The organism is Yersinia vastinensis, from assembly GCF_044905075.1.
In the GTDB taxonomy this organism is placed as follows: Bacteria; Pseudomonadota; Gammaproteobacteria; order Enterobacterales; family Enterobacteriaceae; genus Yersinia; species Yersinia vastinensis.
Genome location: NZ_CP173260.1, coordinates 4,119,863 through 4,143,104, shown reverse-complemented (window position 1 = coordinate 4,143,104; position 23,242 = coordinate 4,119,863). Strand labels below are relative to the sequence as shown.

Genomic DNA, 23,242 nt, shown 5'->3' with positions numbered 1-23,242 from the left:
GTCTACAGTAGCCGCAATGACTTTGGGTCATTGTTTTTAGCCATCAACCCAATTGCCCGTTAGCCAAGTGTTTTACCCGACGTTTCACTTCTTCTTGCTTACCGGCATTGAATGGTCGTGCATCCGGGCTGCCCAGATAGCCACATACCCGACGAGTGACAGACACTTTCGAGGGTTCATGATTGCCACATTTCGGGCAAGTGAAGCCTTTGCTGGTGCAAGAGAACTCACCGGTAAAGCCGCACTCGTAGCACTCATCAATTGGCGTGTTGGTGCCGTAATAAGGGACTCGGCTGTAGCTGTAATCCCAGACATCTTCCAGTGCTCTGAGGTTATGCTGCAAGTTAGGGTATTCGCCGTAACAGATGAAACCGCCGTTAGCCAAAGGTGGATAAGGTGCTTCAAAATCGAGTTTGTCGTACGGGTTCACTTTCTTTTCAACATCCAGATGGAAACTGTTGGTGTAATAGCCTTTGTCTGTGACGCCCTCTACCACGCCAAACTCGGCGGTATCAAGGCGACAGAAGCGGTCGCACAGATTTTCACTCGGAGTACTGTACAAGCTGAAGGCATAACCGGTTTCTTCTTTCCAAGTATCGGTTGCTTGCCTCATTCGCTCGACGATCGCCACGCCTTTTTCACGTAATTTTTCGTTATCAAAGACATGAGTCTGATGACCAAACAGCGCATTAACGGTTTCGTGAATACCAATAAAGCCCAAAGAGATAGAGGCGCGGCCATTTTTAAAGATTTCAGCAACATTATCATCTGCTTGCAACCGCACTCCGCAGGCACCTTCCATGTATAGGATCGGGGCGACACGCGCTTTAATCCCCTCCAGACGGGCAATACGGGTCATCAAGGCTTTTTTGGCTAGCAGCAGACGCTCATCCAGCAATTGCCAAAATTTCTCTTCATTCCCTTTGGCTTCCAGTGCAATGCGTGGCAGGTTAAGACTAATAACCCCCAGATTGTTACGGCCATCATGGATTTGCTCACCATTCTCTTCATACACACCCAAGAAGCTGCGGCAACCCATAGGCGTTTTAAAGGATCCAGTGACTTTCACCACTTGATCGTAATTCAGAATATCGGGATACATGCGTTTGGTGGCGCACTCAAGCGCTAACTGCTTGATATCGTAGTTGGCATCGCCAAATTTGTGGTTCAGGCCATCACGAATAGCAAAGACCAGTTTCGGGAACACCGCTGTTTTACGGTTTTTTCCCAAACCGGCGATGCGATTACGCAGGATAGCTTGCTGAATCATGCGCGATTGCCAACTGGTGCCCAACCCAAATCCAAAGGTAACAAACGGTGTTTGGCCATTGGCGGTATGCAGCGTATTGACTTCATATTCCAATGATTGGAAGGCGTCGTAGCACTCTTTTTCGGTACGTGACATGGCATAACCAGCGGCATCGGGGATCTGCCACTCTTCAGCCACAGCCTTATGCTTATTAAAACTTTCAGTGACAAATGGGGCCAGAATTTCATCTATGCGGTTGATGGTTGTACCACCATATATATGGCTGGCGACCTGCGCGATAATCTGTGCTGTCACTGCGGTGGCGGTAGAAATGGATTTTGGCGGTTCGATTTCCGCGTTACCCATTTTAAAGCCTTGAGTCAGCATGCCATTAAGGTCAATTAACATGCAGTTGAACATGGGGAAGAAGGGTGCGTAATCCAGATCATGATAGTGAATTTCACCGCGTTCATGAGCCAGCACCACGTCACGTGGCAATATATGTTGTTTCGCGTAGTGTTTCGCAACAATACCGGCCAGCAGATCGCGCTGAGTCGGGATGACTTTACTGTCTTTATTGGCATTTTCGTTCAGCAGGGCTTTGTTACTTTGCTCTACTAAACCCCGGATTTCTTGGTTCAGGCGACCGCGCAGTTCCCGCGAAATATCTCTGTCATGGCGATACTCGATATAGGCTCGGGCGAGCTGCTTGTATTGACCGGCCATCAGTTGGTTTTCTACCGCAGTCTGGATATCGCGGATATCAACCTTCGACTGGTTCTCCATCGTCTGAGCGACCACTCGGGCAACAGTTGCACAATAATCTGCATCGACAACGCCAACAGCTAAAGCTGCGCGTTCGACGGCTTCCTTGATTCGCACCTCATCAAAAGGCACCTGACAACCGTCCCGTTTAATCACTACTGTTTTCACAATGTCGCTCCTGTATCCTGCAGCAAAGGTTATCCACAAGACAACCCACAGCACATAAGGGCTGCGAGAGGGTGTGGATGGTTTTGTGGATAACTACTACATATAGGTCTCTTTGTTTCCTGAAGACACTATATATAGATAACAGTAAACAAGTTTGACTTAGAACAAGGAAATTAGCGTTTGCTCTATTCCTGTTCAATACTGGCTGACATGGGGAGTTTTATCTCCCGTTGTGTGGCAGGTCTGATGATGGCAGGTTTTTGTGATTGGGCCGCTGTTAATCAAAGCCCGCTCATATTCCTCAAACCTGCCCTATTGTGAAGGATAAAACGTTACCCCATAAAATGCTCGGCAAGCTCTAAATCTCGCCGGGTAAAGGTTCTCACTATCTTGCCGCCGTCCATCATTGCGGCTCGTTCGGACATATGCGCAACCACATCACTATCGTGGCTCACGAGTAAATAGGTCATCCCGTATTCACGCTTCAGATGATTGAGTAAATTGAGGATTTCAGCCTGCACCGACATATCTAATGCCGAAGTGGGTTCATCTAATAGCAACAATTTTGGGCGTAATAACAGGGCGCGGGCGATGGCAATCCGCTGGCGCTGACCACCGGAGAACTGATGGGGGTAACGCTGGGCCGCAGATGCCGGTAAGCCCACTTGCTCGAGGGCTTGATCAATTCGCTGCTGAATGTTCTGTTCACCATGAATTTTTAACGGTTCACCCAGTGTGCGCTGAATATTATGTTGCGGATGGAGTGAGGCATAGGGGTCTTGGAATACCATCTGCACCTCCTTACGCAACTGGCCCGTAAAACGTTGCCCTGACCGTATTGGCTGGCCCAGCAAGGTTATCTCGCCTTGCCACTCTCGCTGTAAACCCGCTAATGTGCGCAACACCGTCGACTTGCCGCAGCCAGAAGCTCCGATCAGGCTGAAAGTTTCGCCCTCTTCAACCACGAAACTGACTGATTCAACCGCCGTTTTCATCTGGTTTTTCTGGGCAAAGCGGACTTGCAGATTATTAACTTCAATCAGTGCCACGGAGGCCTCCAGAAAAATCGGCATGGCGATCCAGTACCGGCAAGTCAGTGCCATAGGTGCTGGCATTCGGACGGCAGGCCCAGAGTGTATGGGTATAAGGATGTGTTGAATGAGGTAAATCTGCCGCCAGCCCTTGATCCACTAACTTTCCCTGATACATCACCAGCACGCGGTGACAATGTTCGGCGACGAGCGGCAGATCATGGCTGATCAGTAGCAAGCTCATATTGCGTTGTTCGGTTTGTTCGACGATCAGCTCAAGGATCTGATTGCGCAGTTTGGCATCTAACGCTGATGTGGGTTCATCCGCGATTAGTACTCTGGGGTTATTCACCAAGGCGATGGCTAACATCGCGCGCTGCCCCATACCGCCAGATAGCTGGCCGGGGTAGCTGTGATATGCACTTTCGTTTAACCCAACAGAGGCGAGTGCATTTAACACCCGCTCACGTGTATCGGCAGCGGAAAGAGCATTATGCAGGAGCAGGGACTCTTCAACTTGCTTCCCCACGGTGCGTACCGGATTGAGCGCATAGCGGGGGTCCTGCAGCACCATGGCAATTTCACTGCCACGCAATGCGCCCCATTGTTTAGGTTTCAGGCGAGTTAAATCGTGTTCAACTACCTGACCAGAATTACCCTGTTCGTCAGTATTATCTGCATAATAACTCAGCTTCTTGGCACTGACTTTCCCCGGTGCGCGCACTAATCCCATTAACGCTCTGGCGGTAATCGACTTACCTGACCCAGATTCACCCACCAGTGCAACCCGCTCGTGACCGAGATGAAATGAAATATTATCCACCACCCGCTGTTGTTGAAAATCGACACACAGATTATCGACAGCGAAAATTTTATCAGTCATGGTGAGGGTCCAAAATATCACGCAGGCCATCGCCTAGCAGGTTAAATGCCATACTGCTGAGTAAGATAGCGCAGCCCGGAATCGCGGCAATCCACCACTGGTCGAAAATCACCTGCATACCATCGGCGACCATCGACCCCCACTCGGACATTGGGGGTCTGGCCCCCAGTCCGAGGAAACCTAACCCCGCGGCCGCTAAGATAATACCCGCCAAATCGAGTGCCAGACGCACGACTGCAGAAGGGAGGCACATCGGTAAAATATGGCCCCACAGCAACCGTAGGCCTTTGATTCCCATCATTTCAGCCGCCGCTAGATAGTCACTTTTGCGTAATAGCTGAATTTCGGCTCGGGCCTGACGGGCATAAGCCGGCCAAGTGGTCAGGGCCAAAGCCAGTGCACCGTTGATTAAACCGGGGCCAAGCATGGCAACAAATGCAAAGGCCAGAATCAGCCGTGGCATCGACATCACCACATCAGTGATACGCATCAGAATACGCTCGAGCCAGCCACCGTAATAGCCGGAAAGCACCCCAACCAATAGCCCCAGCGGTAAGGTGATTACCGTGACCAGCAGCACTAATCCCAAGGTTGGGCGAGTGCCGTAAATCAGGCGCGATAACATATCGCGACCATAGCTGTCAGTTCCCAACCAATGGCTCTCCCCCGGCGGTAATAATCGGTCTGCCGCGTTCTGCCAGTTAGGATCAAAGGGGGCGAGCACCGGTGCAAAAAGGGCGATGATAACCAGCAAAGAGAGAATAAACAGCCCAATGCTGGTGGAGGGCGAACGCTTCAGCGCGTGGCAGAATTTTGTTATCGACATATCAGCGCGTTCTCGGGTCCAGCAGGCGGACCAGCAGATCCGTCACATTGTTAATCAAAATAAAGCACATCCCGAGCAACAGAGTTCCGCCCATAATGGCCGTGGTATCGCCAGCAAATAGTGCACTGGTCAAGTAGCGGCCAATGCCCGGCCAGGCAAAGACGGTTTCCGTTAACACCGCCCCTTCCAACATGCTGGTATAGGCCAGAGCAATGACGGTTAGCAAGGTGCCACGGATATTCGGCAGCACATGCATCAGCAGAATTCGCATCTCACCTGCGCCTTTGGCTCTCGCCAATGTGATGTACTCTTTATTCAGTTCACTCAGGCAGGCCGACCGCGTCAGACGGGTGATACTGGCTAATGCATAGTAAGAGAGCAGAGCTACCGGTAAGACCAAATGGGCAATCGCGTTACCAAAGGCACCGGCGTCACCGGACAGCCACGTATCAATCAGGGCAAAACCGGTTTTCGCTTCCACAGTGTATTGATAGATATCATCAAGGCGACCGGGGCCGGGACTCCATTGCAGACGAGCATAAAACAGTAGCAACATCAGCAGACCGAGCCAGAAGATTGGCACGGAGTTACCCAACAGGGTGATGAAACGAATCGTGGCATCCAGCTTGCTACCCGCCCAACGAGCGCACAATAAACCGAGGATAACCCCCAGAACAGCGCCGATGACAAGCGACAATGTCGCCAGTTCTAATGTGGCAGGGAACACCGTGAGCAGGTCATGTAAAACCGGCTGCCCACTAGCACTGGCAAGCCCCAGATCCCCATGAGCAAGGCGCTCTAGATAGTGCCAAAACTGCACAGGTAATGGTTGGTCTAGCCCCAGTTGGTGTTTAACTTGCTGGTAAGTGGCTTCACTGGCGTGATCGCCCACAATTTGTAATACCCGATCCACTGGCGACAACGCCGAGAGGAAAAAGGTAATAACCAGTAGTCCGAATAAGGTCAGGGCCAGGGTAAATAATCCCTGTAATAGCCCCCAAAGACGACGCCGGGATTGAGTTCCCGGCGTATGATTTAATGCTACAGACATCTACTCGTAACTCACTGTTTCATCGATAAGATTATCAATGTGCCAACGCTATTTGGTGACACGGTCATAATAGACCATATCCGCATTTAGACCTTGTTGATAGCCTTTTACATTATCTCGCAAAACAACTTGTGCTTTGGCTTGGTCGATAAAGATATAAGGTGAATTTTGTTGCAGTTCTTGTTGCATTTGAGTGTAGAGCGCCGTGCGCTTGGCGGGATCTGCTTCGGCGACAGCGGCTAATGTCTGTTTATTCAACTCGGGGATCACCCAGCCATTTAAACCGGCAACTGTGCTGCTCTTACCGTCGTTATAAGCAAAAGCGCTGGCATTGGAGTGCGCATCGAAATAATCCGGGATCCACAGGCGGATAGCCGACTGATGCTGCTTGGCACGCACGCGACCATAAACCTGACTACCTGCTGCTGGCAGCAATACCAATTTCACGCCACCCTGTGCAAAGCTGGCTTGCAGTGATTGGGCGATGGTAATAAACGGCGGTTTATTCTCCACATCCAGTGTCAATGTGGCATCTTTAATACCGGCTTTTGTCAGAATTCCTTTTGCCTTAGCGGGATCAAAAGTAAACGGATTGCTTTCTAGCGCGCCCGGTAAACCAACAGGTAAGAAGCTTTGATGCACAAAATACTGGCCTTTGAGCAAGTCTTTGGTAATGCCTTGATAATCCACTAAATAACGGGCAGCTTGCCAAAACTCGGGTTTACTCAACAGTGGGTTGGCTGGATTGGCGGTGTTAAAGACCAAATAGTTTTGTTCCGCAGAGGGAATCTCAACCACTTTTACGCCAGCTTGTGTTTTAAGCGCTGCAGTTTGGTCCGGCCCCAATTCACGGGCGATATCGGCATCACCTTGCTGAATCAGCAAGCGGCGAGCACTTGGATCTGGCACGTTTTTGATGATGATATTTTTAATCTGCGGTTTATCGCCAGGTGATGTTGGATTGGCATCCAATACGATGGCCTGATGCGGCTGATAAACACGCATTTTGAACGGGCCACTACCAGCTGAATGCATTTTCAACCAGGCATTACCATAGTCGTCTTCTTTCACATTGGCGGTTACGGCTTTTTTATCCACAATCGACGCAATCGGCGTTGATAAAATATTCAGGGCCACCGCTGGGCTGACATCCGCACTCCAGCTCAGTTGCACGGTATTGTTATCAATCTTCTTCAGATTTTGTTCGATATTATTCGGATCCCAGCCCAGTACGTTAAGAATGAAGGCCGGTGAGCGATTCATTTTGACTGCACGGGTGAATGAGTAAATGACATCATCGGCTTGCACTGGATTACCGGAGGAGAATACGGCTTTTGGGCGTAATTTTACGGTAAGTGTTTTTGCGGCGGCGTCGCCTTGCCAGCTTTCAGCCAGCACCGGAACGACTTTTGCCGGATCATCACGATCAGCCTGAACCAGACGCTGATACAGACTTGGAACTGTTTGAATACTAGACAGTTCATTGCTTTCTGCCGGATCAAGGCTGACGATATCATCTAGGGATTGTACGACGACCAGAGTATCAGGTGGTGTTGCTGCCAGTGCGCCACTCGATAGTGCTGTCAAAATCAAGAATGACAGAATTTTAGCTTTCATTGAGACTCCCTGAAGATGGATTAGCGCCATTATGCTGTTAATAGATATTGCGGGTGATAGATAGTTACACCAATAGGAAATTATTGTTTTTTCGACTATTTCATCGCAGTTTCTCACGATAATGACTTTGCTGTCTGTGGTCAAAGTCTCAACAGTTATTTGTTATAACAATTAGTGATAAAGAAATATTACAAAAAAGTAATGATTCTGAGGAAATATCGACAAGGAGATGAACTTAGTCAAGAAATACAGCTTTCAATATGGGTATGAATAAATGTTAGAAACCTCCCACTAAATATAGGTGGAACTGGTTATAATGGAACGTCATTTCATTTTACACCCCAAATGATGCGAGTTGCTGGAAAGCGGCAAGAGAAATAATCCCAATGAGCTTACTGTGGTGAGTGATGTGGGTTATTGAGCGTAGCCAACACACATGCAGCTTGAAGCATGAAGGGTCTATTTGTACAAAAGGGAAAGCCATGATCACCGGAAATATTCATCATTTGGAATTGTTGCCTTATCTGCCTGCGGAATTAAAAGACGCCATTGAATATGTGAAAAAAAATATCACCCCAGAAACCCCATTGGGTAAGCATGATATTGATGGCAATAATCTGTTCGTATTGATATCCAATGACAGCACTGACTATCTGGAAAACCGCCGGGCGGAGTATCACGCTAAATATCTGGATATCCAGATCGTGCTGGCTGGAGTTGAGGGGATGACGTTCAGTAATTTACCTGCCGGTAAACCTGATACTGACTGGCTTGCAGATAAAGATATTGCCTTTTTACCCGCAGGTGAGCAGGAGAAGCAGTTTGTGATGCAAACCGGTGACTTCGTGGTGTTTTATCCAGGGGAAGTACATAAGCCATTGTGTGCGGTGGGTGAGCCTGCCAATGTGCGTAAAGCCGTTGTTAAACTGGCAGTGAAATAACCTATTTTACTTGCCGTTTTGAATGTGGCCAGTGCTCGCCGCCGTTGCGGGCTACATGTACGCTCCGTTTGCCGTGCGCTGTCCGTGTTCAATCTGCCTTCACCAATAACGCCCATTGGGTCGAAAAAAGGCCAAACAATAACTGTATTGGCCTTTTGCTATGCTAACTATTCTTATGCGTGACTGAGGGTGGCGACCATCACTGCTTTGATGGTATGCAGGCGGTTTTCAGCCTGATCGAACACAATGCTGTGGGCGGATTCAAACACTTCATCAGTCACCTCCATGCCACCCGGTAGGTCATAAAGTTCAGCCATTTGTTTGCCGACGGTAGTTTGGTCGTCGTGGAATGCGGGTAAACAGTGCAGGAATTTAACCTGCGGGTTGTCGGTCAGTTTCACCACATTCATATTGACCTGATAGGGCTTCAATAGGGCAACGCGCTCTTGCCATACTTCTTTCGGTTCCCCCATAGAGACCCAAACATCGGTATACAGGAAATCAGCGCCTTTTACACCCTCGGCAATATCTTCAGTCAGGGTAATTTTACCGCCAGTTTTTTGTGCCTGAGCCTGACAAACCGCGACCAACTCGGCCTCTGGCCAGCACGCTTTTGGCGCAACCAGACGTAAATCCATCCCGACCAGTGCTGCGGCCTCCAGCATTGTGTTGCCCATGTTGTTGCGCGCATCACCAAGATAAGCAAACTTCATTTCACTGAGTGACTTACCCGGTAAATGCTCCTGCATGGTTAGTAAATCGGCTAACAACTGGGTGGGGTGGAACTCATTTGTCAGTCCATTCCATACTGGCACACCTGCAAATTCAGCCAGCGTTTCAACTACCTTTTGGCCGTGACCACGATACTGAATACCGTCATACATGCGGCCTAATACTCTGGCAGTATCTTTAATGGACTCTTTATGCCCGATTTGGCTCCCACCTGGGCCGAGATAAGTCACGCGCGCACCTTGATCATATGCGGCAACTTCGAAAGAGCATCGAGTACGGGTCGAGTCTTTTTCGAAGATGAGCGCGATATTCTTACCGACCAGTTTTTGCTGCTCAGTGCCGGATTTCTTGGCTTGCTTCAATTTAGCAGCCAATGCCAGCAGGGCCGTTATCTCGGTGGGGGTAAAATCCAGTAACCTCAAAAAGTGACGTTTATAGAACTGACTCATCTGTTCATCTCCATGTGTCCCTTCATATTCGATGCCTAGCCACAACACCAATTATTTTGGGTTTAATTGAACTTCGATATGAATTTAAATTCAATTTATACGTATAAATATTCAATTACAACCCCAATCAACAAATCTTTCTCGTTTGTAGTGGAGGCAACCGCGTGGGTGTGGGAAAATAGCAGCATACAAAGCCCATTGACTGAGGATAAAGGCATGGCAAACCGCGAAATGCTGGACGAACAACGTGACGAGACCCGCCTGATCATCGAAGAACTGCTGGACGATGGCAGCGATCCGGATGCGCTATACACTATTGAACACCACCTTTCAGCCGAGAAGTTTGAAGTGCTGGAAAAAGCTGCTGTTGAAGCCTTCAAGCTGGGTTATGAAGTGACCGATGCTGAAGAACTGGAAGTGGAAGATGGTTCAGTAGTGATGTGCTGCGATGTGATTAGTGAAGTAGCCCTGAATGCTGAAATTATTGATGCGCAGGTAGAACAGCTGATTGCACTGGCTGAGACTTGTGGTGTGAATTACGACGGTTGGGGCACTTACTATGAAGATCCTAATGGCGAAGATGACGAAGACGGCGAGTTCGATGACGAAGAGCTGATTGATGAAGATGACGACGGTAAACGTCACTAATATCCCTTTGTACTTGAAATAACAGGGTTGTTAGCTTCGTTCACTCACCCGAATTAGTTACTGATGTAAGCTCATCGGGATTTGCGCTATTGCGATTCCAACGACTTTGAGGATTTAAAATCGCAAGGTTGTTAGCCAATAATATCAGGGCGCTTGATGCGCCCTGAATAATTACAATTTTTTCAGCATAGTGACTTCACAATCCACATGGCCAGTATTGCCCATCGAACTGCCAATATGCTCAAAACCTAATTTTTCATATAAACCGATGGCGCTGGTCAGGCTGGCAGTTGTTTCCAGATAGCAGCGGCCAAACCCCTGCTGGCGAGCAAATTCCAGTGCTTGTAATGCCAACTGCTTGGCTAACCCTTTACCGCGTAATACCGGCAGGAAATACATTTTCTGCAATTCACACAGATCTGCTTCTCCGCCCGCTAAAGGGGCAACGCCGCCGCCGCCCGCAATATTACCGTCCACTTCAATCACCCAATATGCACTACGTGGCTGGCTATACAGCTCATATAAGTGATCCAGATTGGGATCAGACACGGTATAGCCTTTGTCCGCGGTTAGGCCAAATTCAGCCGAAACGTCACGGATAACATTGGCGATAGCAAGGTTGTCCGCTGCGGTAATAGGGCGCACCAACAGGCGGATAGGTGTAGCTGTGGTCATGGTGTATTACTCTATAAATCGAATGGTAATAACTTAGTCATAATCTGTAATACCATTGAATGACGCAAGGAGGCAATGATAAAAAAACAGCGGGTATATTGAATATCCCGCTGTTTTGGTTTTATGAATCTCAGATTAATTACAGTGCGGCGATAACTGCCTGCTGCTCAATTAATTTCTGCTTGGCTTCAGCACAGGCCGCCATTCTTTCGCGCTCTTTAGCAACGACGGCTTCTGGCGCACGCGCCACAAAACCTTCGTTACTCAATTTACCTTCGATACGCTCAATCTCGGCTTCCAGTTTTGCCACTTCCTTGGCCAAACGATCAAGCTCCGTGGCTTTATCAATCAGACCGGCCATCGGGATCAGTACTTCAGCACCTTCAACCAATTTGGTCACGGATACCGGGCCTTTATCACCTTCAGCTAGCAAGGTGAGGGAGGATAGGCGCGCTAACGACTGAATGAAGCTCTGGTTTTCCAGCACGCGACGCTGGGCGTCAGCACTGGCACCGCGCAGCATCACGTCCAGTGGTTTACCCGGTGCGATGTTCATTTCTGCCCGAATATTACGTACGGCAATAATGGTCTGCTTGATCCATTCCAAATCACTCAACGCTTTTTCATCAACTTGGCTGGCGTCATATTCCGGGAAAGGCTGCAACATAATGGTGTCCGCAGTAATGCCTTTCAGGGTTTTAACCCGCTGCCAGATAGTCTCAGTGATGTAAGGAATGATAGGGTGCGCCAAACGCAGCAGCGCTTCTAATACTTCAATCAGCGTATGGCGTGTGCCGCGCAACTCCGCTTCAGAACCACTGTTCATTACTGGTTTGGTCAGTTCCAAATACCAGTCGCAGAACTGGTTCCAAGTGAATTCATACAAAATACCAGCCGCCAGATCAAAGCGGTAGGTATCCATCGCTTCACGGTAGGCCTTAATGGTTTGATTGAATTCAGCCAGAATCCAGCGGTCAGCCAGTGACAGCACCATCTCGCCGCCATTCTGCCCACAATCTTGCCCTTCGGTATTCATCAGCACGAAACGGCTGGCGTTCCACAACTTATTACAGAAATTGCGATAACCTTCCAGGCGCTTCATGTCCCAATTGATATCACGGCCCGTGGAGGCCAATGCAGCTAAGGTGAAGCGCAGGGCATCAGTACCATGCGGTTCAATACCGTTCGGGAACTGCTTCTCGGTGCGTTTACGAATTTTCTCGGCCAGTTGCGGCTGCATCATGTTGCCGGTGCGTTTTTCCAGCAGCTCTTCCAGCGAAATGCCATCAACCATATCCAGTGGGTCAATGACGTTACCTTTTGACTTGGACATTTTCTGCCCTTCATCATCACGGATCAGACCGGTCATATAGACGGTCTTGAATGGCACTTGTGGCTTACCATTTTCATCTTTCATAAAGTGCATGGTCAGCATGATCATGCGCGCAATCCAGAAGAAAATAATGTCGAAGCCACTGACCACGACACTGGTCGGGTGGAAAGTTTTCAGTGCTTCGGTTTGCTCAGGCCAACCCAGTGTTGAGAAGGTCCACAGGCCGGATGAGAACCAAGTATCCAGCACATCTTCATCTTGACGCAATGCAACATCTGCACCGAGGTTGTTTTCGCGGCGCACTTCAGCCTCATCGCGGCCGACGTACACTTTACCCTGCTCGTCATACCAAGCCGGGATCCGGTGGCCCCACCACAATTGGCGTGAGATACACCAGTCTTGAATGTCACGCATCCACGAGTAATACATATTTTCGTACTGCTTAGGTACGAATTGGATCTCGCCGTTTTCGACCGCTTCAATGGCAACTTTGGCCAACGGTGCGGTACGGACATACCATTGGTCGGTCAGCATCGGTTCGATAACCACGCCGCCACGGTCGCCATAAGGCACCGTCAAATCGTGCGGTTTAACCTCTTCCAATAGGCCGAGTTTATCGAATTCAGCCACCACCGCTTTACGCGCCGCGAAACGCTCCAGACCTTGGAACTGTACTGGAATTGCATTGCTGCATGCATCGGTGGCTTCACCGTGGGTATCAAACACTTCTGCTTCTGTGCGAATATCGCCGTCAAAGGTCAAAATGTTGATCATAGGCAGGGCGTGGCGCTTACCGACTTCATAGTCATTAAAGTCGTGGGCCGGGGTGATTTTTACGCAACCGGTGCCTTTTTCCATATCGGCGTGTTCATCACCAAGGATCGGAATGCGGCGGCCAACCAGTGGCAGGATCACTTCTTTGCCGATCAGATCTTTATAACGTGGATCTTCTGGATTAACTGCAACACCCGTATCACCCAGCACGGTTTCCGGACGGGTGGTGGCGACAACCAGATAATCTTTACCTTCTGCGGTCTTCGCGCCATCGGCCAGAGGATAACGCAGATGCCACATGGAGCCTTTGGATTCGCGGTTTTCCACTTCTAAATCAGAGATAGCGGTACGCAGCTTGGGATCCCAGTTCACCAGACGTTTGCCACGGTAAATCAAATCTTCTTTATGCAAGCGGACAAACACTTCTTTTACGGCGTTGGACAGGCCTTCATCCATGGTGAAACGCTCACGTTCCCAATCCACGGAGTTGCCCAAACGACGCATCTGACGCGTAATAGTGCCGCCTGATTCGCCTTTCCATTCCCAAATTTTATCGATAAATGCATCACGGCCATAATCGTGGCGGGTTTTGCCTTCTTCTGCGGCAATCTTGCGCTCAACCACCATTTGGGTCGCGATCCCGGCATGGTCAGTACCGGCTTGCCACAAGGTATTTTTACCTTGCATACGCTGATAGCGAATCAAGGTATCCATGATGGTTTGCTGGAAAGCATGACCCATATGCAGGCTGCCGGTCACGTTTGGCGGCGGGATCATGATGCAGTAACTTTCTTTACTGGTATCGCCGTTTGGCTTGAAATAACCCTGCTTTTCCCAGTGTTCATACAGCGGCTGCTCGATTTCCTGCGGACTGTATGTTTTATCGAGGGAAGGTTCAGCTTTATCGATATTAGACGGTGTGTTTTCCATTTTCTTTTTTAGTTCAATTAGTTGGCGGCGTTGCCGTAGTCAAGTGGAAGCCGACGCTGCGATAAGACTTATATCGGTCGCGCGCCAACTGTTTCAAATTTTCTTCGTAAGGGACGAAGTCTACCACTTCATGGAAAGCAGTGGCAAAACCTGCGAACTCTGGCAGCAGGCTAATAAGCAGATCTCGGGGGGAATTTCCACGTCGTTCCGGCCATGCCAATTCGACCGGTGCACCATATTTTGGCCCTTCACCCGCCAAATTATGAGGCACAAATTGCTCAGGCGCGCGCTGCCACAGGGCTTCGTCTAGCCGTTGGGCCTGCTCCTGACTTTCACAGGCGATCAGCACCCGTTTGCCAGCTCGCCAACGAGCAGCAGCAACCTCGCAGGCCAACGCTTCATGAGCGCGCAACTCGCCTGAGGGCGTGTCGTGTTCGAGCAAATAAAAGGTGGCGTTTTTCATTGTTTTCTCTGCACCCTTCATCCTTGAAGCGGCAGGATTGTTAGCGGCACTCACTCACCCGAATCACTGACTTAATGACTAACGTCAGCCAGCTCATCGGGATGAGTTCATTTGCTATCTACCTGCAACTTCAATGACTTTGGGTGTATATCAAATCAAAATATCAAACGATTAATCGTCGCCGTTTAACCCAGCACGGTTAAGCAGGAACTGAGACAATAACGCGACTGGCCGGCCTGTTGCACCTTTGTTCTTACCCGAACGCCATGCTGTGCCCGCGATATCCAAATGCGCCCAACTGTATTTACGGGTAAAACGCGACAAGAAACAGCCTGCGGTAATGGCCCCGCCAGCACGGCCACCAATATTGGCCATATCAGCAAAATTGGAGTCCAACTGCTCGTAGAACTCATCACTCAGTGGCAAGCGCCATGCACGGTCACCCGCTTGCTCTGATGCGCCGATCAGCTCATGAGCCAGCGGGTTATGGTTCGACATTAGACCGGTGATGTGATGGCCTAGTGCCACGACGCACGCGCCGGTCAGTGTGGCAATATCAATCACCAGTTCTGGCTCGAAACGCTCAACGTAGGTCAGCGCATCACACAGTACCAATCGGCCTTCTGCATCGGTATTCAGCACTTCAACTGTCTGACCAGACATCGTGGTCAATACATCACCGGGACGATAAGCACTGCCACCCGGCATGTTTTCACAGCCAGCCAACACGCCAATGACGTTTAACGGCAATTGTAATTCAGCCACCACGCGCATGACGCCATAAACTGTTGCGGCACCGCACATGTCATATTTCATTTCATCCATGGCTTCGGCAGGCTTAATAGAAATACCGCCAGAATCGAAGGTTAGCCCTTTGCCCACTAGCACAATTGGCTTAGCGTCAGGGTTTGGATTGCCCTTATATTCTATCACCGACATCAATGATTCATTTTGTGAGCCATGGCCAACAGCCAGATAAGAGTGCATGCCCAACTCTTTCATTTGCTGCTCGCCAATCACGCGAGTGACGATATTAGTGCTAAATGCATCAGCCAATTGGCGCGCTTGAGATGCCAGATATGCAGCATTACAAATGTTAGGCGGCATATTGCCCAGATCTTTCGCGGCTTTAATCCCTGATGCTACCGCCAGACCATGCTGGATGGCACGCTCACCGCTGGTCAATTCACGGCGAGTTGGCACGTTGAATACCATTTTACGCAGTGGACGACGAGGCTCGGTTTTATTGCTTTTAAGCTGATCAAAGGTATAAAGCGTCTCTTTGGCTGTTTCTACCGCCTGACGCACCTTCCAGTAAGTGTTACGGCCTTTGACATGTAACTCTGTCAGAAAGCAAACCGCTTCCATCGAGCCGGTGTCATTTAGGGTATTGATGGTCTTTTGGATCACTTGCTTGTATTGGCGTTCATCAAGCTCGCGCTCTTTGCCACAGCCAATTAACAAGATGCGCTCGGAGAGAATATTAGGCACATGGTGCAGCAACAGCGTCTGCCCGACTTTGCCTTCAAGTTCACCGCGGCGCAATAAAGCGCTGATGTAGCCATCACTAATTTTGTCGAGTTGTTCGGCAATGGGAGATAGACGGCGAGGTTCGAAAACGCCGACTACAATACAGGCACTGCGCTGTTTTTCCGGGCTGCCGCTCTTTACACTGAACTCCATGCACTCTCCTGAATCTTAAAGACAAAGGCGGGAGCTACCGCTAGAATGTAGCGCTCCGCAACGATCTCTCTCCGTTGTGTTAACGACGTGTGTTAACCTTAACGGCATAAGTTGTTTTGTTTTGGCGACTATAAGCATGTTCCTATAGGACACCTAAACGCTAGATGCTGTAATACTATTTTAGCTGTGAAGGTTGCCATATGATGAGAATAAATGGCGGATTAACGATGAAACTATCGATTTTCCTGCAAAAAGACAAGTTTTCACAGGCGTATTAGCGTGATCATCATTAGATATCTGGTACGGGAAACACTTAAGAGCCAAATTGCGATTCTGTTCATCCTGCTATTAATCTTCTTTAGTCAGAAGTTAGTTCGGATATTAGGCGCTGCGGTTGATGGTGAAATCCCGACGAACCTTGTTTTATCCCTTTTGGGGCTTGGCGTGCCTGAAATGGCACAACTTATCCTGCCATTGAGCTTATTTCTTGGCTTGTTGATGACGTTTGGCCGATTGTATACGGAGAGTGAAATCACCGTGATGCATGCCTGCGGCATGGGTAAGAAGTCCTTGATTATGGCCGCATTGATTCTGGCGCTTGCCACTTCGGCATTAGCGGCAGTTAACACTATTTGGTTGGGGCCTTGGTCTTCTAAGCATCAAGATGAAGTATTAAATGATGCCAGAGCCAACCCGAGCTTGGCTGCTTTAGCTGGTGGGCAGTTCAAATCCTCAACAGATGGCAATTCAGCCCTGTTTATCGGCAATGTGTCGGGCAAAGAGTTTAACCGTGTATTTTTGGCACAATTGCGGCCAAACGGTAATCAGCGTCCCTCTGTTGTTGTGGCGGACAGCGGTCATATGACTGAGCGCCCGGATGGCTCACAAGTGGTTATCCTAAACAAAGGCACTCGTTATGAAGGCACGGCGTTATTGCGTGATTTCCGCATCACTGATTTCATTAATTATCAGGCGATTATCGGTCATCAAGAAGTACAGCAAAATAACAATGTGGCCGAGCAAATGACGATGAGCCAACTGTGGCAATCTACCGAACCTGATGCTCGTGCTGAGTTTCATTGGCGTCTGACACTGATTGTTTCAGTGATCATTATGGCGTTGCTGGTGGTGCCGTTGAGCGTGGTCAATCCACGTCAAGGGCGGGTATTGAGCATGTTGCCAGCCATGTTGCTCTATTTGATTTTCTTCCTGCTGCAAACGTCGCTGCGCTCTAATGCCAGTAAAGGCAACCTAAACCCGTTGGTCTGGTTGTGGGTGGTGAATGGGGCTTATTTGGCCCTAGCGGTGTTGTTAAACTTGTGGGATAGCCTACCGGCTCGTAAGTTACGTGCTCGATTGAGAGGTACTGCCTGATGTTTGGTGTATTAGACCGTTATATTGGACGGACTATCCTCAATACCATCTTAATGACCTTATTTATGTTGGTCTCGCTGTCGGGCATCATCAAGTTTGTTGAGCAGTTGCGTAGGGTGGGGCAGGGCGATTATTCAGCAACCTCCGCTGCGATGTTTACCTTACTGACGGTGCCAAAAGATATTGAGGTTTTCTTCCCGATGGCTGCGCTATTGGGGGCATTGTTGGGCTTGGGATCGCTGGCTACTCGCAGTGAACTCGTCGTGATGCAAGCCTCTGGTTTTACTCGCATGCAAATTGCCGCCTCGGTGATGAAAACGGCTATTCCGCTAGTGTTGCTCACTATGGCCATTGGTGAGTGGGTTGCGCCTCAAGGCGAACAGATGGCGCGTAACTTCCGTGCACAACAAATGTACGGCGGTTCATTGTTATCAACGCAATCGGGTTTGTGGGCAAAAGATGGCTCTGACTTTATTTATATCCAGCGTGTGTCAGGCGACAAAGAACTGACCGGCGTCAATATTTATCATTTTGATCAACAGGATCGTTTGCTCTCGGTTCGTTACGCGGCCACGGCGACTTTTGAAGACAATCTGTGGCGTTTATCGCAAGTTGATGAATCTGATTTGAGCAATCCAAATAAAGTGACTGGCACGCAGACATTAACTGGAGAATGGAAAACCAACCTGACACCAGAAAAGCTGGGTGTGGTCGCCATGAACCCTGATTCACTCTCTATCAGTGGCTTGCACGACTACAGTAAGTATCTGCGACAAAGTGGTCAGGAGTCGAGCCGCTACGAACTGAACATGTGGGGCAAGATATTTGCACCCTTCTCTGTGGCGGTGATGATGCTGATGGCGCTGTCATTCATATTTGGTCCACTACGCAGTGTGCCAATGGGGATTCGGATTGTCACCGGTATCTTCTTTGGCTTTGTTTTTTACGTATTGGATCAGATTTTTGGTCAGTTGAGTCTGGTTTATAGCATCCCACCGGTCATCGGAGCACTGCTACCGAGTATACTTTTCCTTCTAATCAGTGTTTATTTGCTACTAAAACGGCGCTGATGGCGGTTTTTTCAGCACTTAGACTAAACTTGATGGGATAACAGTTGCATGCGGATCACAGGTAAGTATAATTCACCTCGTTCTCCGCATACTACTTCAGTGCCGAAGTGGCGAAATCGGTAGACGCAGTTGATTCAAAATCAACCGCCGCGAGGCATGCCGGTTCGATTCCGGCCTTCGGCACCATTAGTATGAAAATCAAGTCACCGAAAGGTGGCTTTTTTTTTTGCCTAAAATCCAGTCCCCGCAAGGCTTTGCCCCGCTTTTCAGTCAACCGACGTCAACCTGATTCAATCTACATCAACTTACTGATGCGGGTACAACTGCGGGTATATCCCGGTTCGATTATGTTTGTACCCACACAGAACCCTTGAAAGGATACTCATCATGGCTCTGAGTGATGTGAAGGTTCGTTCGGCTAAGCCGGAAGCAAAAGCCTATAAACTTACTGACAGCGACGGTATGGTTTTGCTTGTTCACCCCAACGGTTCGAAATATTGGCGGCTTCGTTATCGCTTCAGCGGTAAAGAGAAGATGCTGGCATTGGGGAAATACCCTGAAGTTTCGCTGGCGGATGCCAGGGCTCGTCGGGATGAAGCCCGTAAGCTATTAGCAAACAGCGTCGATCCCAGTGAAAACAAGAAAGCCGTTAAGGTAGAGCAGGAGCAAGAGGCGATAACTTTTGAAGTGGTTGCCAGAGACTGGCACGCCAGCAATCAAAAGTGGTCTGCATCGCATAGTGCTCGTGTATTGAAAAGCCTGGAAGATAATCTCTTTGCTGCTATCGGTAAGCGGAACATTGCAGAGCTTAAGACTCGGGATCTTCTTGTACCCATTAAAGCGGTGGAGTCATCCGGGCGTCTTGAAGTCGCCGCCCGTTTACAGCAGCGAACTACCGCGATTATGCGCTTTGCCGTTCAGAGCGGCTTAATCGACTACAACCCTGCGCAAGAAATTGCCGGTGCGGTTGCTACTGCTAAAAGACAGCATCGTGCGGCTCTGGAGCTTAACCGCATTCCTGAACTACTTCATCGAGTTGATACCTACACCGGCAGACCACTAACAAGGCTAGCTGTAGAACTAACGTTATTGGTATTTATTCGTTCTAGTGAGCTGCGCTTCGCACGCTGGTCAGAAGTAGATTTTGAAACCGCGATGTGGACGATTCCTGGGGAGCGTGAACCACTGGAAGGTGTGAAGCATTCACATCGAGGTTCGAAGATGCGGACTCCGCATCTTGTACCCTTATCCCGCCAGGCTCTAACCATTCTGGAAAAGATCAAAAGCATGAGTGGAAATCGTGAGCTGATCTTTATCGGTGATCATGACCCACGCAAGCCTATGAGTGAAAACACGGTAAACAAAGCCCTGCGAGTGATGGGCTACGATACGAAAGTAGAAGTGTGTGGTCACGGCTTTAGAACCATGGCCTGTAGTTCATTGATTGAGTCGGGATTGTGGTCGAAGGATGCGGTAGAGCGTCAGATGAGTCATCAGGAACGTAACTCTGTGCGTGCGGCTTATATTCATAAGGCCGAACATTTAGGGGAACGTAGGTTAATGGTGCAATGGTGGGCGGATTATCTGGATGCGAATCGGGAGAATGGGATTAGTCCGTTTGATTTCGGGAAAGCAGTCCATAGACCGAGCTGAAGGTTGTAAAGCCACTTCAGTCATCGACCATACAGGTACCTTATCCCGGGAGACATGAGCTGTTCCCGGGAATTTATAACGATCAAGACGCTTTAAATAGTTCAGAATTGCTGGCATAAGGCACTTTGCCTGATGGAATAAGTTTCGCTGCAGCATTTAAATGTACATCTTGATCATCAAAGAAAATATGAGGTTTAAATGCCTGAAGTACTTTGGTTTTTTCCACGCCTCCAAGGAAAAAAGCCTCATCAACATATACACCCCAACTCCTTAACGTTTTAATTACCCGCATTTCTGAAGGGCTGTTTCTGGCGGTAACTAAGGCAATACGTACTGGAGAATACTCCATTCGAGTAGGCAGGCGGTCTTGAAGTTTTGCTAATTTTTTTAGCAGAGTAGCGTAGGGACCTTCTGCCATGGGAATATCTTGTTGTGCATCTTCTTGCGCATGAAAAGCTTCCATACCCTAAGTTTTATAGACCAACTCACTTTCATCTGAGAAAAGTACTGCATCGCCATCAAAAGCAATACGAACTTGCCCGTCAGGGATTTCGGAAGAACCTGAAGGCGGATCTTTTAATATTGCAGCCGCACAAAATCGAGAATCAATGACTTTTTGCGCGTCCTCTACGCTAGTTGTTAAAAACAGATCAACATCGAAGGCATCAAGGTAATCAGCGACCGTTTCACCCGCAGTGAACGCAGATCGTGTGATATCTAGCTTGTCGTGGCGAATTGTATTCAGAACTCGGATACCTGTATCAGGGCTGTTGCGCGACATAATGACGACTTCAACCAGAGATGATTTGTCATCCGGTTGGCGATACTGGTTTAGACCCAGAAGCGCCTTCACTAAGGGATAACCTGTACCGGGCTGTAGGGGGTGGTTTTCGTGCTCCAGCATGTAGGCACGGTACTTCTCGATGGCTCTATCAGGATCGGTTTCGTAAGTCTCCTGAAACATGCGATCGGATTCGCTCATGTCAAAAAGCGCAGTTGCGCTAATGCCAATAACTAAAGTGTTACTTAAATCTAAAGGCATGATTACCCCCTAGGGGAAAAGGGCTCTTGATTGGTTCCCCATATCGTAACGCGGGAATTGCGATTCGGCTACCATCAGGAGTTCTATGCTACCTCTCAGTCATCTATTCTAATAACCAATTGAACTTTAACGATAAAATTTATTGTATAAAGTTGACAAATGTACTGGTGATGGAAGCAGTAATACCTTAATGTTATCGCTATGAGGGTTTTTTATTTCTTTTAAAGAGAGTATCAGTATGAATTTTAAGAAAAAACTCGAAAATCATTTTAAACAGTTCGAGGCATCCCCAGTGTTGTTTGTTGGCTCTGGAGTGTCTCGACGTTACCTTGGTGTGCCCTGCTGGCAAAATCTTCTGAAGCATTTTGCTGAAGCGATAGGGGAAAATCATATAAAACAAAAGCTAATGGTGACTTACCCGAGTATGCTCAATTATTGGTATCGCCATATGCTGATAAATGGTGGGATACTGAAGAAGGGAAATTAGCATTAAGTGAAAAAGAGCAAGAAGAAATTTTTATTAATGAACAATCTCCTTTGAAACTCTCAATATCTAAATATATTGAAAATGCACATAAAAATATTATAGATGATGATGAATTAAAACATGAGATTTCTCTTTTTGCGAAAGCAAATATTGACGGAGTCATTACCACAAACTGGGATATCTTTCTAGAAAGCCTATTTCCGAAATTTACAACATTTATAGGCCAAGATGGATTAATTACTGGCAGGAGTCATGGTATTGCCGAGATATATAAAATACATGGCTGCTGCACTGAACCTAACTCATTAATTTTGACATCAAATGACTATGATAAATATAGAAAGAAAAACCCCTACCTTTCCTCTAAATTACTAACTATGTTTATTGAGAGACCTGTTATCTTCTTAGGTTACTCTTTAACAGATGAGCATATAGCTGAAATTCTAGAAGATATAGTCAGTTGTTTTCCTGATGCCAGTCTGGATTTTTTACAAAACAAATTATTGTTTGTTGAGTGGAAACCTGAACTAGATGAAGCCGATATTAGTGATTCTGTTATTCATAAAAAAATCCCAGTAAAATATGTTCAGGCACCATCTTATAAAGAAATATTTGAAGTGCTGAGTGAAACTAAAAAAAGGATCCCTGCACACTTATTCAGAATGATAAAAGACGAGCTTTATGAACTAGTCTTAACTGATGATCCTAAAGGAAAATTATATGTGAGAGACTCAGAGAAAATTGAAGAGGGGGTTAGTACTACTGAGTTTGTTGTAGGATATGGTGCTATTTCGATGGTGAAAAAATCAGAATCGATGGCAGCAAAAGGATTGGTTGGGCTGGAACGTGTAGATCTCATCCGAGAAGTTGTTTTTGAAAATGGATATTATGATTGGGAATGCGTTGTTAATGATGTTCTACCAAATATATGCAAAGGCAATGCACGTATTCCTATTTTTCACTTCTTAAATCACGCTAATTTAATTAATCCCGATGGGAGTTTAATTAATGAAACAGGACTCTCATGTGGTGTTTTATCACGATTAAATATCACTCCTGTAAGTTTTCAGTCTCAAGGCTGGGATAAACGACGCTCTGAAACCGTTCCTGAAGTCAGAGTGGGTGTCAATGAGTTATATCTTGCTTATGATTTCGGCTTCTTTTTAAGAATGATGCCTTATATGGAGCCTGGATTAATCAAGCGTGACATAGATGAACTTCTTAAAATTTTGAAGAAACATATTGATGAAGCTATGAGTATTCAAACCTTATCAAGCAATTTCTGTCGATTAGTCTGCGTGTATGACTACATAAAAAATAGCAATCGTTTATAGAATGAAAAACGCCGTCAATACAGTGACGGCGCATTTAATAAATATATATGTCGTTAAATATTTT

At 47.9% G+C, this 23,242-nt stretch carries 17 protein-coding genes, 1 tRNA gene and 1 pseudogene; 7 read left to right on the top strand and 12 right to left on the bottom strand.

The features are described from left to right. Nucleotides 1-43: 43 nt before the first annotated feature. The 6 genes from nrdD to ACIOG0_RS19095 form a co-directional block, all read right to left on the bottom strand. Nucleotides 44-2,182, bottom strand: a complete 2,139-nt coding sequence (gene nrdD, locus ACIOG0_RS19120) for an anaerobic ribonucleoside-triphosphate reductase (protein WP_050099908.1) — start codon at nucleotides 2,180-2,182, stop codon at nucleotides 44-46. Nucleotides 2,183-2,514: 332 nt separating this feature from the next. Further along, on the bottom strand, nucleotides 2,515-3,231 hold the full coding sequence (locus ACIOG0_RS19115; RefSeq protein ID WP_050099910.1) for an ABC transporter ATP-binding protein: 717 nt from the start codon (nucleotides 3,229-3,231) through the stop codon (nucleotides 2,515-2,517). After that, nucleotides 3,218-4,096 carry an ABC transporter ATP-binding protein gene (locus ACIOG0_RS19110; protein WP_050099911.1) on the bottom strand — a complete coding sequence of 293 codons (879 nt, stop codon included), beginning with the start codon at nucleotides 4,094-4,096 and terminating at the stop codon, nucleotides 3,218-3,220. Before ACIOG0_RS19110 ends, ACIOG0_RS19115 begins: the two co-directional genes overlap by 14 nt. Next, nucleotides 4,089-4,922 carry an ABC transporter permease gene (locus ACIOG0_RS19105; RefSeq protein WP_050099913.1) on the bottom strand — a complete coding sequence of 278 codons (834 nt, stop codon included), beginning with the start codon at nucleotides 4,920-4,922 and terminating at the stop codon, nucleotides 4,089-4,091. Before ACIOG0_RS19105 ends, ACIOG0_RS19110 begins: the two co-directional genes overlap by 8 nt. 1 nt (nucleotide 4,923) lies before the next feature. Next, the gene (locus ACIOG0_RS19100) at nucleotides 4,924-5,973 is read right to left on the bottom strand and encodes an ABC transporter permease (protein ID WP_050099914.1); all 1,050 of its coding nucleotides are present in this window, start codon (nucleotides 5,971-5,973) and stop codon (nucleotides 4,924-4,926) included. A gap of 48 nt (nucleotides 5,974-6,021) precedes the next feature. Beyond that, nucleotides 6,022-7,590, bottom strand: a complete 1,569-nt coding sequence (locus tag ACIOG0_RS19095; RefSeq protein ID WP_050099916.1) for an ABC transporter substrate-binding protein — start codon at nucleotides 7,588-7,590, stop codon at nucleotides 6,022-6,024. A gap of 482 nt (nucleotides 7,591-8,072) precedes the next feature. Between ACIOG0_RS19095 and ACIOG0_RS19090 the strand changes: the two genes are divergently transcribed. Then, on the top strand, nucleotides 8,073-8,531 hold the full coding sequence (locus ACIOG0_RS19090) for a YhcH/YjgK/YiaL family protein (RefSeq protein WP_050099917.1): 459 nt from the start codon (nucleotides 8,073-8,075) through the stop codon (nucleotides 8,529-8,531). A gap of 173 nt (nucleotides 8,532-8,704) precedes the next feature. Here ACIOG0_RS19090 and argF read toward each other — a convergent pair whose 3' ends face one another. Continuing rightward, a complete protein-coding gene (argF, locus tag ACIOG0_RS19085; protein ID WP_050099918.1) occupies nucleotides 8,705-9,712 on the bottom strand; it encodes an ornithine carbamoyltransferase in 1,008 nt (335 codons plus the stop codon). A 216-nt stretch (nucleotides 9,713-9,928) separates the two neighbouring features. On the opposite strand from argF, the gene rraB reads away from it, so the two are divergent. Then, nucleotides 9,929-10,360, top strand: coding sequence for a ribonuclease E inhibitor RraB (gene rraB, locus ACIOG0_RS19080; protein WP_050100141.1), 432 nt, complete (start codon nucleotides 9,929-9,931; stop codon nucleotides 10,358-10,360). Nucleotides 10,361-10,531: 171 nt separating this feature from the next. On the opposite strand, the gene ACIOG0_RS19075 is transcribed toward rraB, so the two are convergent. The 4 genes from ACIOG0_RS19075 to pepA form a co-directional block, all read right to left on the bottom strand. Further along, nucleotides 10,532-11,035 (bottom strand): GNAT family N-acetyltransferase, encoded by a 504-nt coding sequence (locus ACIOG0_RS19075; RefSeq protein WP_050099920.1) that lies wholly within the window; start codon nucleotides 11,033-11,035, stop codon nucleotides 10,532-10,534. Nucleotides 11,036-11,174: 139 nt separating this feature from the next. Next, nucleotides 11,175-14,072 carry a valine--tRNA ligase gene (locus ACIOG0_RS19070; RefSeq protein ID WP_050099922.1) on the bottom strand — a complete coding sequence of 966 codons (2,898 nt, stop codon included), beginning with the start codon at nucleotides 14,070-14,072 and terminating at the stop codon, nucleotides 11,175-11,177. A 13-nt stretch (nucleotides 14,073-14,085) separates the two neighbouring features. After that, entirely contained in the window at nucleotides 14,086-14,535 is a 450-nt protein-coding gene (locus ACIOG0_RS19065) for a DNA polymerase III subunit chi (protein WP_050099924.1), read from the bottom strand. Between the two features lie 171 nt (nucleotides 14,536-14,706). Next, entirely contained in the window at nucleotides 14,707-16,218 is a 1,512-nt protein-coding gene (pepA, locus tag ACIOG0_RS19060; protein WP_050099925.1) for a leucyl aminopeptidase, read from the bottom strand. Between the two features lie 279 nt (nucleotides 16,219-16,497). Here pepA and lptF point away from each other — a divergent pair, with 279 nt between their 5' ends. From lptF to ACIOG0_RS19040, 4 genes are all read left to right on the top strand, one after another. After that, the gene (gene lptF, locus ACIOG0_RS19055) at nucleotides 16,498-17,592 is read left to right on the top strand and encodes an LPS export ABC transporter permease LptF (RefSeq protein ID WP_050099926.1); all 1,095 of its coding nucleotides are present in this window, start codon (nucleotides 16,498-16,500) and stop codon (nucleotides 17,590-17,592) included. After that, nucleotides 17,592-18,662, top strand: a complete 1,071-nt coding sequence (gene lptG / locus ACIOG0_RS19050) for an LPS export ABC transporter permease LptG (protein WP_050099928.1) — start codon at nucleotides 17,592-17,594, stop codon at nucleotides 18,660-18,662. Before lptF ends, lptG begins: the two co-directional genes overlap by 1 nt. A 101-nt stretch (nucleotides 18,663-18,763) precedes the next feature. Further along, nucleotides 18,764-18,848, top strand: a tRNA-Leu gene (locus ACIOG0_RS19045). Between the two features lie 201 nt (nucleotides 18,849-19,049). Then, nucleotides 19,050-20,315 carry a tyrosine-type recombinase/integrase gene (locus tag ACIOG0_RS19040; protein ID WP_404704903.1) on the top strand — a complete coding sequence of 422 codons (1,266 nt, stop codon included), beginning with the start codon at nucleotides 19,050-19,052 and terminating at the stop codon, nucleotides 20,313-20,315. Between the two features lie 82 nt (nucleotides 20,316-20,397). Here the strand turns inward: ACIOG0_RS19040 and ACIOG0_RS19035 are convergent. Next, nucleotides 20,398-21,357: pseudogene (locus tag ACIOG0_RS19035) on the bottom strand (5'-nucleotidase). 435 nt (nucleotides 21,358-21,792) lie between these two features. Between ACIOG0_RS19035 and ACIOG0_RS19030 the strand changes: the two are divergent. Beyond that, nucleotides 21,793-23,178 carry an SIR2 family protein gene (locus tag ACIOG0_RS19030; RefSeq protein ID WP_404704902.1) on the top strand — a complete coding sequence of 462 codons (1,386 nt, stop codon included), beginning with the start codon at nucleotides 21,793-21,795 and terminating at the stop codon, nucleotides 23,176-23,178. Nucleotides 23,179-23,242: the final 64 nt, after the last annotated feature.

What these genes read in the sequence shown, in the direction of transcription:
- rraB (WP_050100141.1), top strand. Translation starts at nt 9,929, where the DNA reads ATGGCAAACCGCGAAATGCTGGACGAACAACGTGACGAGACCCGCCTG.
- ACIOG0_RS19040 (WP_404704903.1), top strand. Translation starts at nt 19,050, where the DNA reads ATGGCTCTGAGTGATGTGAAGGTTCGTTCGGCTAAGCCGGAAGCAAAA.
- ACIOG0_RS19105 (WP_050099913.1), bottom strand. Translation starts at nt 4,922, where the DNA reads ATGTCGATAACAAAATTCTGCCACGCGCTGAAGCGTTCGCCCTCCACC.
- ACIOG0_RS19075 (WP_050099920.1), bottom strand. Translation starts at nt 11,035, where the DNA reads ATGACCACAGCTACACCTATCCGCCTGTTGGTGCGCCCTATTACCGCA.
- ACIOG0_RS19070 (WP_050099922.1), bottom strand. Translation starts at nt 14,072, where the DNA reads ATGGAAAACACACCGTCTAATATCGATAAAGCTGAACCTTCCCTCGAT.
- ACIOG0_RS19095 (WP_050099916.1), bottom strand. Translation starts at nt 7,590, where the DNA reads ATGAAAGCTAAAATTCTGTCATTCTTGATTTTGACAGCACTATCGAGT.
- ACIOG0_RS19110 (WP_050099911.1), bottom strand. Translation starts at nt 4,096, where the DNA reads ATGACTGATAAAATTTTCGCTGTCGATAATCTGTGTGTCGATTTTCAA.
- argF (WP_050099918.1), bottom strand. Translation starts at nt 9,712, where the DNA reads ATGAGTCAGTTCTATAAACGTCACTTTTTGAGGTTACTGGATTTTACC.
- ACIOG0_RS19100 (WP_050099914.1), bottom strand. Translation starts at nt 5,973, where the DNA reads ATGTCTGTAGCATTAAATCATACGCCGGGAACTCAATCCCGGCGTCGT.
- lptG (WP_050099928.1), top strand. Translation starts at nt 17,592, where the DNA reads ATGTTTGGTGTATTAGACCGTTATATTGGACGGACTATCCTCAATACC.
- pepA (WP_050099925.1), bottom strand. Translation starts at nt 16,218, where the DNA reads ATGGAGTTCAGTGTAAAGAGCGGCAGCCCGGAAAAACAGCGCAGTGCC.
- ACIOG0_RS19065 (WP_050099924.1), bottom strand. Translation starts at nt 14,535, where the DNA reads ATGAAAAACGCCACCTTTTATTTGCTCGAACACGACACGCCCTCAGGC.
- ACIOG0_RS19090 (WP_050099917.1), top strand. Translation starts at nt 8,073, where the DNA reads ATGATCACCGGAAATATTCATCATTTGGAATTGTTGCCTTATCTGCCT.